Source organism: Brevibacillus sp. FSL K6-6036, from assembly GCF_037964015.1.
Lineage (GTDB): Bacteria > Bacillota > Bacilli > Brevibacillales > Brevibacillaceae > Brevibacillus > Brevibacillus borstelensis.
In genome coordinates, this window is record NZ_CP150173.1 from 3,334,567 (window position 1) to 3,352,443 (window position 17,877).

Below are 17,877 nucleotides of genomic sequence, written 5' to 3' on the forward strand. Positions count from 1 at the left end.
CGCAGCTTGGGACTGCCCAAAAAGCATGTGATCACGATTTTCTAGAGACCCCGCTTTCCCGCATGTGCCGAAAATGCCAGTGGACGGAAAGTCTTTATTATTAAAGGAGCGACTGCGGCGCTGGGTTACAGCACTGTTTCCGATGGCGAAACCGACTTTTAAAATGCCAGCGGCCTTCTTGTTTCGATCAGTGTCTTCGTGCTGCTGAGGATCATCCACCATGCCTTCGCGCTGTTATCGTATGACGGATCATTCTCATGCCAACGGTCATGGGTCAGGGTCAGCTTTGTGGACGCGCCGGCCGGTTCGAGCCGATAGATGATGCGCGATTCGTACCGTTCCTGGCCGGGGTGGTAGGAATCGCCGACAAAGTGGGTAAAGCTGAGCGTCTTGGCCTGCTCGCACTGCAAAATGACGCCGTAGACGTGGATGGTTTTATCTCCGTCTGCGCCCGGGCCGATATAGCGGATCGGGTCTCCTTCACGGAACGTTGACTCGATCACACAGCCCCCGTAAATGGCTTTTACCCCATCTGGCGAGACGAGCGTGTCCCACACCTGCTCTGGTGTTGCCAATACGTAAAATTCGTAGTGCAAGTCGGTTGGTTTCATCTTTGAAAGTCCCCCTCGTATCGTTAGTGTTTTGTATGGCAAAAAGGTTTCCGCCCCATAGAGATCTGATACCCGGAGCTTTTTCGAGTATATCCACTCATCCCTGACAATCGCTGTCAGTGGAGAAATAGGTTACAGAAAAAAAGGCGGGTGCTATACTTGTTAACAGATACCAGTTGAGGGAGTGGGGGTAAAATGGGGCCATTTGCAAAGACGCCGAAGCCGCCTTACTATGCTGTGATCTTCACCAGTCAACGGACACAAACGGATAATACGGGGTACGAAGAGATGGCCGCAATGATGGAGAAGCTGGTATTTGCCCAGCCGGGCTTTCTCGGCGTGGAAAGCACGCGCGATGCGGACGGATTCGGAGTGACGATCTCGTACTGGCAGTCGCTGGAGGATATTCGCAACTGGAAGCAGAACGAGGACCATCTGGTGGCGCAGGAAAAAGGGAAACAGGTATGGTATGAGCAGTACGTGACGAGGATTTGCAGAGTAGAAAGAGAGTATTCGTTGAATGAGCTGTAAGATGAAGATTCGGACGCGGAGCCATTTTCCGCGTTTTTTTGTTTGCAGTCGTTCAGGCTTTTGGCAGTGGAGATGAAAATAGAAGAAAGCAATCAGGTACGGTGGGACACCTCTCGGATGTAGACTGGCCGGCTTCGCCCCAAAAGCGGAACCTCGTCCAAAAGCAGAACCGCATCCAAAAGCAGAACCGCATCCAAAAGCAGCGGACTAAAGGATGCTTAATCAAAGGTTGGCCGCATAAAAAACTGGAGGCTTTTGACGTCAGCCTCCAGCTTCTCTTTGCAAACATATGTCTTGCTTTCTTTTGAAGCGTTTTTTGCTTTTTGCTCTTTTTGCTCGTCAGCATGGTGTCCTGCAACGAATCGACGACGGCTTTGCTTTGTGTCGGTCTTGAATTGGCTGACATTCGTGATGAGAGCATTTTCTCGCTTCCTCTGAAGCAAGCCGTTCATACTTACTGCGTTCTTTTCAGAATGGAGGTCAGCTTGATCTGATCGTTTCGCAGCCATACTTTGGAATACTCGATCGGTACATTGTCCTCGGTGTAAATGGTCTGCTCCAGGAACGTAATCGGCGTTCCTTTGTCGATCTGCAGCATTTCCGCGATCTTCTCGTCAGCGCCTTTTCCCAAAAATGAGCGTTTTCCCCAGGAGATTCTCAGTTTGTAGCGATCTTCGATTATGGAAAACAACGTCTTCTCCTCAAAGTTGTTCTGCTCGAAGCCGGGGAAGAGTTGTTTCGGCAAAAAGTTCTCCAAAAAGACAACCGGCGTGTCTTCGATAAAACGCAGCCGCTTTAGATGATAAACCTGTCCGGATGGGTCCAACTCCAAAAACCGGCTTACGGTTTGATCGGCTGGGGAGGTCTCCAGTCCGAGCAGCCTGGTCGTAAAGTCTTTGTGACTTTCGATCATGGTTTCGGCGATGGAAATCAGTCTCTCCGCCAACGGATACTCCATTTGCTCGCCTACGACAAAGGTTCCCTTCCCGTGTATCTGGACGAGAATGCCTTCTGTGATTAACTGCTTGATCGCTTGTTTGATGGTACCCCGGCTGATTCCCAATGTGGCTGCGAGATCCGATTCCGACGGCAGCTTCTCCTTTGCCTTCCACTCGCCGCTGGCAATTTTTCCCCGAATCCAATTTTTCGCTTGAATATAAATCGGTTCCGGACCTGTTTTTTCGATCACTGGGTTCACCCTTTATCCAACTTATTCTCATTTACTATACTTTTATCCCGCTGTTTTTTCAAGACAACCCCCAGCTTGCCAGGTTTGCACACCTTACATTTTGTCTTTGTAATAATCGGGAACAACGATGCCGGGCTTGTCAAACCACTGCGGAACGCTCACCCCGGATTGCAGGATGACGTTGCCCCATGGATCGAATGCACCTGTACGGACGATCACCTTCGCTTTATAAGCCATCTCGCTCAATATTTTTTGATGCTCCATCGTGCCGATTTCTACGCCGGGGAACATCGCCTTGAGCTTGTTGTACAGAGGCGCATTGTTCGTTTCGACCTCCTCGGCTACGTAGATGTTTTCTGCGATGAAATCTCCGGCGATCAGGGAGAGAACCGTTTCCAGATCGGGCACATCCTTTTTCAGCGCCAAATCAATGCGCTTTACGCCATTTGGGATCGGAAAACCGGCATCACAGACGATCATATAATCAGTGTGACCCATCGAGGCAATCGCTTCATTCAGCTCACGGTTCAGGATTGTACCTTTTTTCATTGTTCTTCGCTCCTCGTTTCCAATTAGTTTTGAGATTCCTTGATCGCTTCTTCTACGTTATCCTTGCTTACGAAAATAGAGGGGAGCTCCAGTTTCTTTTCCACGGATTCGCCGCCGGCTACTTTCTTGGCGATCTGGACTGCCTTTTGTCCGTACTGGTTCGGATAAATGGCCATCGTCCCGGCAATGTCGCCGTCTTTAATCGCCTGAAGAGCATCGGCTGTACCGTCATTGGATACGACGATGATGCCTGTGCGGTTTGCCGCTTTGATCGCCTGTACCGCACCGAGCGCCATTTCGTCGTTTGCCGCATAGACGCCGTTTATCTCTGGATTGGCCTGAAGGATGTTTTCCATGACCGTCATGGCTTTGGCCCGATCAAAGTCGGCCGACTGCGATGCGACAATCTTGATGTCCGGCGATGTCGCTACACCCTCCTGGAAGCCTTTGCTGCGATCCTGTGCCACGTTTGTGCCCATGATGCCTTGCAGCTCCACGACATTTCCCTTGCCGCCCAGCTGCTTGCTCATGAATTCGCCTGCGACGATGCCATGCCTGACCTCGTCATAGCCCAGATGCGTGACGACTTCGGCGCCTTCCAGCTCGCGTCCCGTGGTGATCACCTTGATCCCGGCTTTATTCGCTGCTTCTGCGGCTGGTATGGTCCCTTTGCTGTCCACCGGATCGAGGATGAGGACGTCGATCTTTTGCTGGATCAAATCCTCTACGCCTTGCAGCTGTGTGGCCAGGTCGTCGTTTGCATTGACCACCACGAGCTCTACGCCCAGCTTTTCCGCTTCTTTTTCCGCTCCATTTTTTACGGCGACAAAAAACGGGTTGTTCAAAGTGTTGATCGCATAGCCGATTTTGATCTTGCCCTCGCCCGCACTGCCGCCTTGCGCAGAGCCGCCCGATCCCGTGGCCGGAGCGCCAGTTGTACCGGACGAACCACACGCCGAAACTGTCAGCATCAGCATCGCTGCTACCAGTGAAAACATCCATTTTTTCATGAAAATTCCCCCCTCAATTTATTGGCCATTTTCTGTGAGCTATTGTTTTTCTTTGTTGATCATCCGGTCGATGATGACTGCCAACAGGACGATCAACCCCTTTGCCACATTTTGGTAAAACGGAGAGACGTTGATCAGGTTCATTCCGCTCGTCAGTATCCCGAGCAGCAGGACCCCGATCAGTGTCCCGACCACGCTTCCTTTGCCGCCGAACAGACTCGTTCCGCCCAGGATGACCGCGGCGATGGCGTCCAGCTCATACCCCGTTCCCGCGACAGGTGTCGCCGATGACAAACGCGCTGTCAGGATGACGGAGGCCAGACCTGCCAGCAATCCCGATGTTCCGTACACAATCGTTTTGTGCAGGTTTACCCGCACCCCCGCGAGCAAGGAAGCTTTTTCATTGCCGCCGATGGCGTAAATATACTGGCCGTGAACCGTTCGCTTTAGGACGAAGTAAAGAATGGCGTAGACCAGCAAAAGAACGACGACAGGAAACGGGATCGGACCTACATAGCCTTGCCCGATGAATTTGTAGACCGGGTTTGTCACCAAAATCGGATTTCCGCCCGTATAGATCAGGGTAAAACCGGACAGCATCGTCATCGAGGCCAATGTTACGATGAAGGGCGTCAGTTTCAGGCGGGAGATCAACAGACCGTTTGCCACCCCGAATACCATCCCCGTCAACAGCCCGGCGGCAATTCCCAGAAACGCATTTCCTGTGGCAAGCGTAACTCCCGCCGAAACCGCTCCCGACAGGCCGACGATGCTGCCTACGGACAAATCAATTCCCGACGTGATGATGACGAGCGTTTGACCGGCTGCCACAATGCCGATTACCGATACCTGTCTTAAAATGTTGATCAGGTTGGACGGCGTCAAAAAGTTTGGTGTCAGCATCGTGAAGATCGCTGCCACGAGAATCAGGATAAAAAACATGCCGTATTGCTGAATCAGACTGAGCCTGTTTACCGCCGGTTTGCTTGCAACCGGATTTGTGCTATTGATCATGTTCATCCCCCCACCCCCGTTGTTTGCCGGGCTCCAGACGCATATTCCATGAGGAGTTCGATGCTGGCATCGGCCTGATCTACCTCTGCGATGATTTCTCCCCGGAACATGATCAAGACCCGATCACACAGTCCAAGGATTTCATCCACATCACTCGACGCGATCACGATCGCTTTTTCCTCATGTGCCAGCCGGTCGAGCAAGTGGTAGATCTCCGACCTTGCCCCGATGTCGATTCCCCTCGTCGGTTCGCTCAAAAGAATAATGTCCGGGGAGGTAAGCAGCCATTTGCCGAGAATCACTTTCTGCTGGTTTCCCCCGCTCAAATGCTTGACCGGATGATGCAGGGCGTGCAGCTTGATGTTCAATTTCCCCACGTACTCTTTTGCGATCTCCTTGATTTTTCCGAGGTTGCGAAGCCCGTAGCCGGAGAATTGCTCCATGCTGGTCAGCGTCATGTTCTGATCCGATCCGAGCTCCAGCACCAGGCCCTCTTCTTTTCTGTTTTCGGTCACCAGCGCGATTCCGTGGCTCATCGCGGTACGCGGTGAATCGATTTGGACCGCCTGGCCTTTGCAAATTAGCTGTCCCCCATCTGCCCGGTCTGCGCCGAAAATAATCCGCATCAGCTCTGACTGTCCGGCTCCCAAGAGTCCGAATATCCCGACGATTTCTCCCTTTCGGAAGGTGGCGGAGACATTGCGCAGGACTCCGTTTTTCCGTATATGCTGCAGTTTGAGAACGACTTCGCCCGGGTTGTGCTTCGTGTTCGGATAGTAATGATCCATCTGTCTGCCTACCATGCATTCGATGATCCGCTCATTGCCGAACTCCGCGATCGGCCCCTCGGCTGTTTTTCTGCCGTCTTTGAGGATCGTGACCCAGTCGCAAATTTGCTGGATTTCATCGAGGCGATGCGAGATGTAGATAATCCCGATCCCTTTTGACTTGAGGGAGTGGATCACTTCAAAGAGCTGATTGGTCTCCGCTGCGGTCAAGGTCGCTGTCGGCTCATCCATGACCAGGACACGGGAGTCCTCCGAGATCGCCTTCAAGATTTCGACCACCTGCTGCTGCCCGATCGAGAGGTCTTTGACTTTGCGGTGCGGATCAAGCTCAATCTGGTACTTGTCGAGCAGCGCTCTCGTCTTCCTAGCGGCTTCGCTCCGAGACAGAAGAAATGATCCCGGTCCTTGTGCCGGCTCTTTGCCGAGGTACACATTTTCTGCAACCGTAAATTCCGGCACGAGACTCAGTTCCTGATGAATGACGCTGATCCCCTGGCGTTTGGCGTGACCTGGACTCAGGATGTGCACCTCCTCGCCTTCGATCCGGATGGTTCCCGCATCCTTGGTGTACTCCCCGGCAATGATTTTCATCAACGTGGATTTTCCGGCTCCATTGGCCCCGAGAAGGGCGTGAACCTGTCCCTTTTGCAGGTGAAAGTCTACCTGGTGCAAAATCTGGTTGCTTCCAAAGCTTTTTTCGATTTTCTGCAGACTCAGCAGTGCCGGCATCTGGCTCCCTCCTCTCGCCTTTCAATCCCGCTTCCATTTAAAGCGTTTTCAAAAATGGCATTTATTCAAACGTCTTGATGAAATCATTCAGTTGTTCCCTCGTGGGGAGCGCAGGTATGACGTCTTCCTTGGTCACACAGTAGGCGCCGACGCAGCAAGCAAACCGCACGGCTTCCGCAAGCGGCTTGCCTTCCGACAAGGCGACAGCCAATGCCCCTGTAAAGGAATCGCCTGCTCCGGTCGTATCTGCCACGGTTACCTTCGGAGCCGGAATCGATGCGACCTCATCTGCTGTCACAGCCATCGCACCCTTCTCCCCTCGGGTGACAATGACCGCTTCCGGGCCTTTTTCCAAAAGCAGCCGGGCCAAACGCTCACACTCCACGTCCGTCAGCTCGGCAGCAGGATCGAGGCCGTGCAGGATCAAAAGCTCCGATTCATTCGGAGTGACGATGCTGGACAGCGCGAGCAAATCGTCCAAATCCGGCGTTGCCGGAGCCGGGTTGAGGATCACCGTTTTCCCCCACTTGCGGCCGAGCTCCATGCCTTTGCGGATCGTATCCAAGTGATTTTCCAGTTGGAATACGAGAATATCGGCGCGGCGGATGGACGCTTTCGTCTCCAATTCCTCGGGCAAAAGCAGGTGGTTTGCTCCCGGATCGACGACGATGCAATTTTCTCCATGCTGATTCAGGAAGACGAAGCCCACACCTGTCGGGGCAGCCTGTGAGAAGGAGACCTCATCCACATTGACCCCCGCTTCTCGCAGCATGGCGACGCCGGATTTCCCATACGGATCATCCCCGACACAGCCGATAAAAGAAACAGAGCCTCCCAATTTTGCTGCCGCAACGGATTGATTGGAGCCTTTCCCTCCGTCACAAACAGAGAATCCGCTGCCCAATATCGTTTCTCCCCAAACGGGCATTCGCGGCGTGCTGCAGATAAACCCGACATTGTAGCTGCCGATGACGACGATATGCTTTTGCCCTTGTGTCTCCATCTCTCTTCTCCTTTGGCATCAGAGTAAAGGTAATAAACGTATATTGACGTCTATAAACCATGATATACATCTGTTTTCTGTTTTGTCAAAATAAATAATGATCGAAAGAGTCTGAAATTACAGTTTGGGAGAAGCCCTGCTCCCTGCCATAGGATGGCTATGTCGGCATTGACCAATCGACAGGGCAGACGGCCTCGCTTTAATAAACCGTGCTTGCTTCTCCCTGTCCCGTGACGATTTTCACGCTTCCGCTGGTCCCGATCAACTCCGCGCCTGCGTTCAGTATTTTTACGGCATCCTCAAAGGTGCGAATCCCGCCGGACGCTTTTACCCGTGTCTGTGTGCCGGCGATGCGGCGAAGCAATTGGATGTCTTCCACCGTGGCATGGCCGCCCTGTCCCCAGCCGCTGGAATTTTTCAAGTAGGTGACGCCCGCTTCCTTGGCCAACGTAGCGGCTTTTATTTTTTCTTCCTCATCCAGCATCCCGAATTCGAGCATGATTTTGACCACTCTGCCCTCGGCCGCTTTGACGACAGCCGCGATTTCCTGAGCGAACTCGTCGTAACGCCCGCTTTTGAACAATCCGTAGTTCGGCATGAAGTCAAACTCATCTGCTCCGGCAGCAATCACGTCGCGCGCCTCTGCCACCTTTGTAAAAGTGGTAGCTCCGCCCATCGGGTAGCCAAATGCCGTACATACCTTTACTTTGCTGCCCGCAAGCAGTTTTTTGGCGAGGGGAATCCACACCGGCTGAATCATCGCCCCGTCAAATCCGTAGGTCAGGCATTCTTCGCAAACTCGTTTGATATCTGCCTCCGAAGCATTGGGGGTTACCAGCGTATGCTGAATTTTTGCGGCAACTTGCTCTACCGTAAATGTAGCCATTTTCTTCAACTCCTCTATGTTTGGATAGCGATCCTTCCTACTGGGCAGCCTTACCTTTTGCGATCATCCTGTTGGCTATCTCCGTGATTTTCTCAATTTCTTCGGCTGTAGCCGTTTCCACCGTACGCTTGACGATGCTTTCGCACATTTCCTTGATCTCCGTATAATCATCCGGGTCCTGCCCCCGCTTTTTCAGTGCCGCAGACAGCCACGTCTTTCCATAGCTCGTGTGGATCGTCTCATCGGCCCAGTCGAAGTCCATGTCGTGCTGGCTGGTGCGGTCATTCATTGATTCGAAATTTTTGATTCTGTCCAGCTTTTTCCCGATGTTCTTCGATTCAAAGTAAAACAGCATGCCGAGCCGGTAGATCGGGTCCTGTCCTTTGCAGCTGTCGTAAATGTACGTGCCAAGCGGCAGTTCCGCTTCCTCAAATCCCCATGATCGGAGCCGCTCATAGCCCATCCGGCAATGTCTGCTCTCGTCGTAGACCCAGCGCGCGGCGTCATAGATAAATTCCCATCCCAGCTCCCCGGCAAACGAGTAGAGGACATGTCCCGCATTTTCCACCGCCCAAATCTCGTTCAGATGGCTGACGGCGCTCCGAAGCTGTAGCCGGAAGCCTTCTCCGTAAGGAAACGACGGGTCCACATTGTCCGGCCAGTAGAAGCGCACATGAATAAAGCGGCCATCTCTGGCGGGCACTTCCATCGGGGCAAAGGGGATCGCATGAGAGAGCGCTTCGGCGGACTCGCCGGCTGCTGCGGGCTGATTTCCCAAAGCTGTCTCTTTTTGCTCAGCCTCTGCCACTGGCGCATCAAGGCCGATTCCGCCCATCGCCTGCAAGCGCTCCTGGATCTCATTTGTCCACTGTTCGGCGAGGACTCGATCCGTATGATCGGCACGAGCCGACTCTCTTTCGAGCAACAGACTGATCTCCCGAATCTGCCTTTGTTTTTCTTCCACAGCGAGATTCATGAAGCGGTAGGTCGGTCCATCACCGATATGATCGGCCAAGCGGAGATAGGTTTGGTAAGCCTGGAGAAGCGCCGGTTTGAAGACATGTGCCAGCGAAGACAGGAAGGCTAGCGCATTCGGTGCCGAGCGTGCCTTCCGGATAAGGTCGATCAGCTGCTGGTCCTCGCCCACTTCAAGAATCCGGCTTGGGAAACGCAGTTCAAACACTCGTTCCCGCAGCGCATTTGCAGTCATCGCGTCTTCCCACAATATTTTGGGCAGAAGCGTTTTCATGTCAAAGTAAGGAATGCCAGGAATCCAGCCTGCCTCGCCTACGACCAGCTCTTTTTCGCAAAGGTAAAATCGCTTCAGGATTACAGCCGTGTCGTAACGCATGTACTTGCCCCGCTCAGATCCCGGCAGATACGTTTGTGTCATCCGCTTTTCTCCTCCTTGTCGTCTCACATAGAACGTTGCTGGCGTCATTGTCGGTACATCCTTCCAGTAAATCCATGAACATCTATTTTCGATCGATTATTCACTTGAAAGAATGCGAGTTTCAGATTATGATATGTTCATGTTGGAATATATACCTCTATGGACGTCTAATAAAAACGTAAAGGTTTTTCCGCCGGATGTCAATCCCATTTTTCCAAGTAGTCAGTTTCTTTTCCTATTCTGTTTTTTTGTCTCTCTTACCACATTGTCTCTGGAAAATCCATTTCTACCGAAGGAGAATGTACATGAACTTCTTACAAAGTATGTGCGGGCCTCACCATCTTCCTCCTCGCCTGGAGGTTCACCAGTCATGGTGGGCTATGCGCGGGATCGGCGATGAAAACGGCGAGTGGCCCCTCGCAAAAAAGCTTGCGAAAATTGCGGAAGCAGGCTACGGCGGCATTATGGGGAGACTGCCTGCCCCTGAAGAAGCAGGCCTCTGGCGCAGCTTGCTCGACCATTACAACCTGCAATTCGGCGTCGAAGCTTTCCCGGAGGAGCCGGAAGAATTTGCGGCGTTTCTGCGCAAGGCTAAACAGTTTGGCGTCAGCTACGTAAATGCGCAAGTCAAGGATTCCTTCGTCGTAGGCGAAAAAGCGATCAACCGGCTCAAGGGCATCATCCGCGAAGGCAAAAACCATGGGATTCCTGTTTTTGTGGAAACGCACCGCGGACGGATTACACAGGATTTGCTGCGAACGGTCGAGTATGCGGAAGCATTGCCTGACCTTCGCCTTACCATCGATCTGTCTCATTACGTCCTGGCTGGCGAGATGCTTGTTCCCCATCCTCAGGCGGAAGCGTGCTTTCAGAAATTGCTGAAGCGGACTTCCTGCATCCACGGCAGAGTATCCAACGGCCAGCAAATACAAGCAGACATCGGACCTGGCGGCGAGCATCCGATGACGGAGCACTATATGCAATGGTGGAAGCAGGGCATGGCTTGCTGGCTGGATGAAGCAAGGCAGGGAGATGTGCTTCCTTTCGTCTGTGAACTAGGGCCTGTCCCCTATGCGATTGCCCTGAACGGATACCTCGCTACGCCCGCGGAAGAAATCTCGGACCGCTGGCAGCAATCGCTGGTATTGAAAGAATTGGCGGAAAAGGCCTGGCGGGAAGTGCAGCAGGCCCGTTCGTAATGGAACGGGCCCACTTCCGGGCAAAAAAATAGACAGCCTCTGCACAGTTTGGCTGTCTTTGATCCCCAGAACAATTTTACGAGGAATTGTCATTCCTTACTTCTATTATCGGCGAAGCTGCCTTTCCTTTTATGGTCCAAATTGTGGAAAATGCGCCCCTATCGATCGTTCCCGACGGAAAAAATACCGGCAAAATCGCAAAGAGAGGCAGCTTGCGTCAAATCTTTTTGTGGCCTCGCACCTTCGCGTCTTGCGAAATTTTGAGGTCGCTTGTATACTCCACCTCATCGATCTCGCAGCCTTCTCCGATCACAACATTTTTTCCTCTGACGACTTTGGCTCGCGTATATTCCAGATAGATTTCGTCTCCTTCGATGGTACCTGCGTGCAGTTCATGGGCCCCAGCGAAAAAGGATCTGATCAGCTTGCCGATGCCAAACCTTCTCCCTTGTTTGACCGTTATTTTCTCGCCGCCAATTTCCTTGGCGCGCGCCTTTCCGTACAGCTCGATGTCGATTGTTCCCGCATTCAGCAGCCCGTCAACCGAAAAACTGCCCAGTCCTCGAAAAGACTCCGCCTCACAGTCATGGGCAATCGAAACCGAACCTTGTATCTCAATGCTCTCCCCGGACACCGTCCCCTTGATGCCGCAAGAGCCGCTCACCAGCACTTCACCGCTCGTCAAATTGCCCTCAATATCGCAGGTGCCATATACCTTTACCTTTCCGGCGTTTACATTCCCCTGAAAAGAGGCTGTGCCATTCACTTTGATCCGCTCAGCCTTTACATTTCCGCGGACGTCGGAAGTCCCGTTGCAAAAGAATGAAGCACAGTCCAGATCGCTTGTTATCGTACCCGATCCGTTTATTTTCACTTCGTCGACGGAGCCTCCAGTCGCCGTTCCTGCCCCATTGATATTGATACTGCTACGCTGTTGATTATCCATCGTTGCCAACCTCCGTTACCCAATCTGTAGTTTTAGTTCTTCTATGCAGCTATTCAGGTTTAGCCGCTGCACGATTTTTGTGTTTCTTTCAAGATATACGCGACTGTCGCTTTCGATCAGCAAAAAAGTGGATATCCCCAGCTTTCGCACAAACATCAGGTCGAATTTTTTGCCTTCCAGGCTGGCAGAGTGATCCTGAAAAATCTGAAGCAGCATCTTCCCTTCATCCAGGCTCATTTCGCCGGTTTTCAGCATTTTATCCAGTACAAACAACTGCAGAATCCGTTCAAAAGGAAACGGACTGCTGTCTCCTGTTTGTTCCAGATAAAAATTCAGCGAAACCTCTGTAACAATGTTTCGTTTTATCAAATCCTCTTTCGTCAATGACAGCTCTGCTGCATTGGGCGAAAACATATCCGCCAGTTCGTCCAGGGACAAATCCTCTTTCATATTCAAGATTTTGTCGATCCGAATCAATATCTTGTCTTTGGGGAAAAACGTCTCTTGGCCCGTAAACGTGGACTTGCGGATGAACCACTCCTCCGGGATCAGTTGTTTTCGTTTCCATCTATAGAGCTGTCCGTATGAAATGCCTGTCAGCTCCAGCAGCTCTTTTTTGGAGATTAGTCCTGGTTCCATTTGGAACACCTCCTGAAGATAATGTAACATAACATTGTTACGTTGTAAATGCGGTCTTTTATCCCCGTGTTTTGTGCCTTCCTTCCTTTGACTCATTGTTCTCGTTTTTGCTTTGTTCTCCGTCCTCCTATCAACAGGACTCTCGCGCATTTTCTGGCGATCCTGCCATTTGTCCCACACTTTTTCTGATTCAGCCGCATTTTGTATACAAACTTCACCAAAAAAGGACTGATCCCATCGGTGAAACGAACGAAACAACGCCGCGATCGACTCTTCCAATACCCAGCAACAGGAAAGTGTCGGAGCGGACGGTCGCGCGCGAAATCTCGGAATGAGAGGAAAACAGTCTGAACCTAGCAAAAAGCGAAAGAAGAAACGGGACAACGAGGGTCTCGTCATCGTGATCAACAATCAGGTCGCCAAGCGCCGCAACAAGAAAAGCATGGCTGCAGCAGCTACGCAGGTGGCCAGCGGCAGTGGAAAAGACAGTACATGCGGAACGAATGCGGCTATCCAAAGCTCTACGAAGCAGCAGCAAGCTGTTGGCGGCGGAACGACCGGACGGGCTCTGAACAGGGGAATGAATAGCCGGCAAAAGGAAGGCCGTGCGAAAAGCAGGAAGAAGTAAGCATTGCAAAATAGGGAGAATGGAACAAAAAAAAGACCCCGCGAGCTTTTGCTGCCGAGGTCCCCCCATCGCTGTCTTTCCATGCTGCGCTGAATCAATTCCACAATTCATTTGTTCATCGGCGGATTGGAAAGGCGATGAATTCCTGGTTCCACATTTCCTCATTCACCTTTCTGGCTCCAAATACTGTTCCTTTTCCCGTAAACTGTTTGCGGAGGTGATTTGGTTGCGTCCGTTTTTTTTCGACTGGTAAAGGGCTTTGTCAGCAAGCCCCAAAAGCTCGGACAGATCAAAGCTGCTTTCGCTCGTCACCACTCCCAGCGATGCGCTTACCCGAATTTCTTTCTCTTCGTGGCAGATGATTCGATCGGCCAGCCCTTGGTGAATCCGCTGCGCTACTTCCATTGCCTCCTCTTCTCCTGTTTCCGGCAAAAGAATGACAAACTCTTCTCCCCCATAGCGGGCCGTACAATCCGTTTCGCGTACGTGGGAACGGATGAACCGGGCTGTCTCTCGCAGAACCGCATCCCCCGCGAGATGCCCATACTGATCATTAATCCGCTTGAAGTGATCAAGGTCGATCAAGATAAGCGAAAGCTGGTGGTGATACCTCTCGGAGCGAAGCTTTTCTTCCTTGAATTTCGCCTCAAAATACCCGCGATTGTGCAGCCCTGTAAGCTTGTCCTCCGTCGCCTTCTTCTCCAGCTCCCGCTCCATTTCTTTTCTCTCTGTCAGATCGGACAATACGAGAATCCTTCCGTTAATAAAGCCATCGTCCTTGAAATGATACGTATTGACGCTGAACGTGTATGAATTCCCGCCTTTGACAATCTCCAACTCCCTGCATCCTGCCGTTTTTTCCGTGTACAAGAGCGAAAAGATCGCCTCCACCGCCTGGTTTTCCTCGGCACCCAGCTTTTCTTCCACTTCCCAAAAATACTGCTGAGTAACATCTGCCTTCCCTACCCCGAGAAACTGCAGCATGCTTGCGTTGCAAACATCAATAATGCCTTCCCGGTTGATCCCGATCACCAGATCGCGGGAATTCTGCAGCAGCACATGCTGCTTGTTGGCCACCTGGTCCCGCAGATTCACGACAGTTCGAATCAAATAAACGAGCAATCCCGTGAACAGGATGTTCAGGCACATCTCGATGAGGTAGTCAGCCTGAAAGCTGCCTACGAGAATTTTTACCAGCAGCAAAATGAGATTGGATATTCCGGTGACGATCAGTCCGGCTGTCGTCGACAAAAACAAGGTGGCAAGGACAATCGGGATGTAGTACAGCTCAATCCCGAGCTGGGAGCCAAACAGGTAGTAATGCTCGATTGTCCACAGGCCGCAAATAACCATCGCTATGCCCGTGATCGCGTACGTCACCCATTTGCGGAGTCTGCGAAATGTTTTGATCCAGGTGGGCTGGACCACAATATACGTCATCGAGAGCGCCGTGATGTCGATCAAAAAATGCAAAGCGTAGGGCAGTATCTGAAAGTAAAAGAGCTTTACAAGCGTGTATGCTGCATAAAATAAAAGAATGGCTATATTTTTTAAAGTCAGGGCAAGTCCTTCCTTCACGTGGTCGATCACTCCTGTTATTCGTGTTGTTAGTTAGCATAGAGACGGATGTTTTGAATGCCTGTGCCGGGGGTATTTCGGCACTCCTAGATTATATCGGCTAAACCGCTCTTTTTTCATACCGGTATTATGCATTCTACGAAAAAAGAGGTTAACCCCCTTAACGGTCAACCTCTACCCGCACGACTGTCGATTTTGCAAGATACGGCATGTAGTCCGACTACCGCCATGCAGCGCCGCAACGTGTACCGGGAGAGGCACACGTCATTTGCATGCAGCAGTTATCAGCTTGTTTCCTGCGTTTGCAATCGGATAAAACTTCTGTTCATTTCCACTTAAAAACGGTACAACAGCACGCAAGCCTTCTCATGATGATTTCACCCACACACGGAGCGATCCTATCGATGTGAAACCGGATAGTAGAGCCGCCGACAAGTCGCCCGCTCGTTCGTATCCCACCATTGGCACTCCCGGAAATTCAGCCGACACTATGCTTGCAATATCCAGCCACAGACCTTCATTGGCATGATCCGTAGTAAAGACGTTGGAAATCCCTACTACACCCGCAGCCAGATTTGCAATAAAACCGGAGATTTCACCCTTTTCTTCGTGCATGAATAGTTTCACGGCTGTTTGCTTCAATAGATCAGCCTTGATCACGTCTTGCAATCCATTGGCATGCGTCCAGCTCATCAGGTCTTTTTCGGTGGCAATCAAGCGCCATGAAGCTCGTGCTGGTCGACTAACCGAAATCGAGTCGCGGTATATCCATTCTGCCTCAAGCAAGATGTCAAAACCAAAAGGGGACAAGTCCAGATTCGCATAGCTGTCTTTAATGCTCAAAATGTCTCGCCTCCCCGCGAAGGCTTGTACATCGGCAGTTGTTGCATTCCTGCTCGAAGAGATGATATCAGGATAAAAAGCAGGCGCCTTCGAAAGCACTCCCCAGACGTGGCTGTGAGCGGCTTGGGCAATCCCGTGCGTATCACAAACAGTCCCGCACCATGCGATATTATTTTGAACGGCGGCATCCACCCGGTCCATCATCATCCGACTAGGCCTCCATCTCATTTGCCAATGCGACCAGCTTGTTGAGCGTATTCCAATTGCGGACCGTCACCGGGACATCCAGCTTCTGCAGATTCGCGGAAAGCTTGGAATTGCGAACACCCCGACTAAACAATAGGAATATCTCGCGGCCTGCAATGTAATACTGCTCGTCTTCATTTTTGTAGGGGGCCAAGCGTTCCATCCCTTCCCGTGAAGGCTCCCTGAGCAAAAAGCCTACGTACAGGCTTTCTCCCTCTGCCGATTCCTCCGCTTTCTCCAGCGCGGCTTCCGAAAATGGACAGCTCGCGGCAATCCGTCTCAATTCCTCAGCCGTCCTCAAAATGACACTCACGGACAAACCTTGGGCTGCAGCTATCTCCTGTTCAATCCGCTCGCGCAGCGGTTCTTCCTCCTCTTCCGATTCGAAGAGAACATTGCCGCTTTGGATATACGTCCGCACGCGGCCGAGGCCCATTGTTTCAAATGTACGCTTCAGCTCCGCCATCTTGATCATATTCTTGCCGCCTACGTTAATCCCTCGCAAAAGCGCGATATAAATGGCCATCGATCCCACGACCCTCTCCAGGCATAGTGTGAACACTCCATTTGATGCTCTAAAGCGATGCACCGATTTGGAAGTTTCCATTGTCGCAACATTATCCTAAAAGGGTATCATGGGCGTATCTGGATACGCAATTGCCGATTCCATTTTCAGGAGTTCGCTCACCATTTCTTTCAATCGACAGGCCATGCGTCTACGAACGCAAAAAAGCCTCACCGAATCTCGATGAGGCATGCAACCTATAGAACTGCTGCTACCATTCAAAAAATGGTGAATGAAGGCACACCTTTATGACACAGTACCCAGCCATTAGTAAAGCCGGTTCTTATAGCTGTCTTGCAGTTGGCTTGCTACCTCTTCTGCCGTAGAGTTTGGGGTTTTCGAGTGATCTGCCAGCATTTTCGGGACGGAAGGCAGCAGCTCCTTGGCCAACCACGAATCCGGATTCCACAGACCGGAGCGGATGAAGGCTTTTGCACAGTGCGCGTACACCTCTTCCACCTCAACCCCGATGCCATACATGGGAGTCCGGCCGCTTACAGCGGTTTTTTCAAGCAATTCCGGATCGCGGCAAACAACCGCTTTACCGTTTATCCGCAGCGTTTCCCCCAGTCCGGGAATGAAGAATAGAAGGCCGACGTGGGGATTTGCAACAATATTTTGAATGGAATCCATCCGGCGGTTGCCCGGGCGTTCGGGAATAAACAGATGATGGTCATCCAGCACGAGGACAAATCCGGGTGCATCGCCACGCGGCGACACGTCGCAATGGCCGTTTGCATCGGAGGTAGCCATCGCCAGGAAGGGGGACTTGGATATAAACTCGCGGCAATGGCGGTCAAGAGCGTGAACCACTTTGTTTGCCGCAAGTGAGCTCGGATTTCCCAAAGGCTCGCGAAGCTCTTTCATAAATTGTTGTTCGGTGGAGATCACATCACGAAATACGGCGCTCATTTTATCACCTTTTCCCTGTGGAATATCCTCCCATCGTACTACACTTCCTGTGTTTCTGCCATTGCGCCCGAGGGTATTGCGGCTCATCCCATGCCTTTGTTGCCGCGAAGCTACTCGATTTCAAAACGGGCAGCCACAATGATTTCCTTTTCATTTGCGGAAAAGCTTTTGATAACCCGGTATTCTCCCTTGGTCAAGGTATAGTCAAGGTCACTCATGCTAATTTGGTCCTCGCGCGTTTCTCCCGGCTCGACAAGAAGACCAATGGACGTAAACGCGATATCGGAGCGCATTGGGACCACGTACCATTTTCCTTGCTCCCGTTTCTCAAGCGTAAAAGGCGTCCCAAATGTCAACGTAGTAGGACCGTCGTTTTTGATTTTCAACGTCACCTTGTCAATGGAAGCGGAGTAGCTGGGTTGTTCTGTATTCATTTCCACCTTGGCTTCTTCTGTGCTCGCCTGATTGGATATTTCTCCGTAGCTCGACAGGGTTGTCAACGGTTTTGTCTTTTCCGAAGAACAGGCGGCCACGAGCATTACAGCCAAGGCAACAGCGGCTATCAAAAAAATCTTTTTAAGCATGTTTTTCCCCCCTTCTTTAAAAGACGGAGGCGCT

The 17,877-nt window shown here is 51.6% G+C and carries 18 protein-coding genes and 1 pseudogene; 3 read left to right on the plus strand and 16 right to left on the minus strand.

The features are described from left to right. Positions 1–158 precede the first annotated feature (158 nt). Positions 159–611: an SRPBCC domain-containing protein gene (locus NST37_RS16790; protein WP_024985614.1), complete on the minus strand. Its 453-nt coding sequence runs from the start codon at positions 609–611 to the stop codon at positions 159–161. 195 nt (positions 612–806) lie between these two features. Between NST37_RS16790 and NST37_RS16795 the strand changes: the two genes are divergently transcribed. Then, entirely contained in the window at positions 807–1,142 is a 336-nt protein-coding gene (locus NST37_RS16795) for an antibiotic biosynthesis monooxygenase (protein WP_003386395.1), read from the plus strand. Positions 1,143–1,596: 454 nt separating this feature from the next. Here the strand turns inward: NST37_RS16795 and NST37_RS16800 are convergent, their stop codons facing one another. The 8 genes from NST37_RS16800 to NST37_RS16835 all read right to left on the minus strand — a co-directional run bounded on the left by NST37_RS16800 (position 1,597) and on the right by NST37_RS16835 (position 9,703). Then, on the minus strand, positions 1,597–2,331 hold the full coding sequence (locus tag NST37_RS16800; RefSeq protein ID WP_003386397.1) for a GntR family transcriptional regulator: 735 nt from the start codon (positions 2,329–2,331) through the stop codon (positions 1,597–1,599). Positions 2,332–2,424: 93 nt separating this feature from the next. After that, positions 2,425–2,880: a D-ribose pyranase gene (gene rbsD, locus NST37_RS16805; RefSeq protein WP_024985617.1), complete on the minus strand. Its 456-nt coding sequence runs from the start codon at positions 2,878–2,880 to the stop codon at positions 2,425–2,427. Positions 2,881–2,903: 23 nt separating this feature from the next. Continuing rightward, on the minus strand, positions 2,904–3,890 hold the full coding sequence (locus NST37_RS16810) for a substrate-binding domain-containing protein (RefSeq protein WP_172920474.1): 987 nt from the start codon (positions 3,888–3,890) through the stop codon (positions 2,904–2,906). 39 nt (positions 3,891–3,929) lie between these two features. After that, positions 3,930–4,910: a ribose ABC transporter permease gene (locus NST37_RS16815; RefSeq protein WP_024985618.1), complete on the minus strand. Its 981-nt coding sequence runs from the start codon at positions 4,908–4,910 to the stop codon at positions 3,930–3,932. Next, positions 4,907–6,421 (minus strand): sugar ABC transporter ATP-binding protein, encoded by a 1,515-nt coding sequence (locus NST37_RS16820; protein WP_339185577.1) that lies wholly within the window; start codon positions 6,419–6,421, stop codon positions 4,907–4,909. Before NST37_RS16820 ends, NST37_RS16815 begins: the two co-directional genes overlap by 4 nt. 61 nt (positions 6,422–6,482) lie before the next feature. Beyond that, positions 6,483–7,424: a ribokinase gene (gene rbsK, locus NST37_RS16825; protein WP_327956041.1), complete on the minus strand. Its 942-nt coding sequence runs from the start codon at positions 7,422–7,424 to the stop codon at positions 6,483–6,485. Between the two features lie 199 nt (positions 7,425–7,623). Beyond that, positions 7,624–8,310 carry a deoxyribose-phosphate aldolase gene (gene deoC, locus NST37_RS16830; protein WP_003386405.1) on the minus strand — a complete coding sequence of 229 codons (687 nt, stop codon included), beginning with the start codon at positions 8,308–8,310 and terminating at the stop codon, positions 7,624–7,626. A 37-nt stretch (positions 8,311–8,347) separates the two neighbouring features. Next, the gene (locus tag NST37_RS16835; protein ID WP_339166309.1) at positions 8,348–9,703 is read right to left on the minus strand and encodes a DUF455 family protein; all 1,356 of its coding nucleotides are present in this window, start codon (positions 9,701–9,703) and stop codon (positions 8,348–8,350) included. Between the two features lie 305 nt (positions 9,704–10,008). Here NST37_RS16835 and NST37_RS16840 point away from each other — a divergent pair, with 305 nt between their 5' ends. Beyond that, positions 10,009–10,902 (plus strand): sugar phosphate isomerase/epimerase, encoded by an 894-nt coding sequence (locus NST37_RS16840; protein WP_339166311.1) that lies wholly within the window; start codon positions 10,009–10,011, stop codon positions 10,900–10,902. A 217-nt stretch (positions 10,903–11,119) separates the two neighbouring features. Here NST37_RS16840 and NST37_RS16845 read toward each other — a convergent pair whose 3' ends face one another. Both NST37_RS16845 and NST37_RS16850 read right to left on the minus strand, forming a co-directional pair. Continuing rightward, positions 11,120–11,848 (minus strand): polymer-forming cytoskeletal protein, encoded by a 729-nt coding sequence (locus NST37_RS16845; protein ID WP_003386408.1) that lies wholly within the window; start codon positions 11,846–11,848, stop codon positions 11,120–11,122. Between the two features lie 15 nt (positions 11,849–11,863). Beyond that, positions 11,864–12,487: a YhbD family protein gene (locus NST37_RS16850; protein WP_003386409.1), complete on the minus strand. Its 624-nt coding sequence runs from the start codon at positions 12,485–12,487 to the stop codon at positions 11,864–11,866. Between the two features lie 253 nt (positions 12,488–12,740). Here NST37_RS16850 and NST37_RS16855 point away from each other — a divergent pair. Beyond that, a pseudogene (locus tag NST37_RS16855) lies at positions 12,741–13,115 on the plus strand (hypothetical protein); the annotation flags it as partial. Between the two features lie 165 nt (positions 13,116–13,280). Here NST37_RS16855 and NST37_RS16860 read toward each other — a convergent pair. The 5 genes from NST37_RS16860 to NST37_RS16880 form a co-directional block, all read right to left on the minus strand. Continuing rightward, on the minus strand, positions 13,281–14,693 hold the full coding sequence (locus NST37_RS16860; protein ID WP_003386412.1) for a diguanylate cyclase: 1,413 nt from the start codon (positions 14,691–14,693) through the stop codon (positions 13,281–13,283). A gap of 366 nt (positions 14,694–15,059) precedes the next feature. Then, positions 15,060–15,743 (minus strand): hypothetical protein, encoded by a 684-nt coding sequence (locus NST37_RS16865; protein ID WP_024985625.1) that lies wholly within the window; start codon positions 15,741–15,743, stop codon positions 15,060–15,062. A gap of 4 nt (positions 15,744–15,747) precedes the next feature. Then, on the minus strand, positions 15,748–16,308 hold the full coding sequence (locus NST37_RS16870) for a DUF1697 domain-containing protein (protein ID WP_339185578.1): 561 nt from the start codon (positions 16,306–16,308) through the stop codon (positions 15,748–15,750). A 306-nt stretch (positions 16,309–16,614) separates the two neighbouring features. Beyond that, on the minus strand, positions 16,615–17,259 hold the full coding sequence (locus tag NST37_RS16875; RefSeq protein ID WP_339185579.1) for a pyridoxamine 5'-phosphate oxidase family protein: 645 nt from the start codon (positions 17,257–17,259) through the stop codon (positions 16,615–16,617). A gap of 110 nt (positions 17,260–17,369) precedes the next feature. Beyond that, positions 17,370–17,843 carry an immunoglobulin-like domain-containing protein gene (locus NST37_RS16880; protein WP_003386416.1) on the minus strand — a complete coding sequence of 158 codons (474 nt, stop codon included), beginning with the start codon at positions 17,841–17,843 and terminating at the stop codon, positions 17,370–17,372. Positions 17,844–17,877 lie beyond the last annotated feature (34 nt).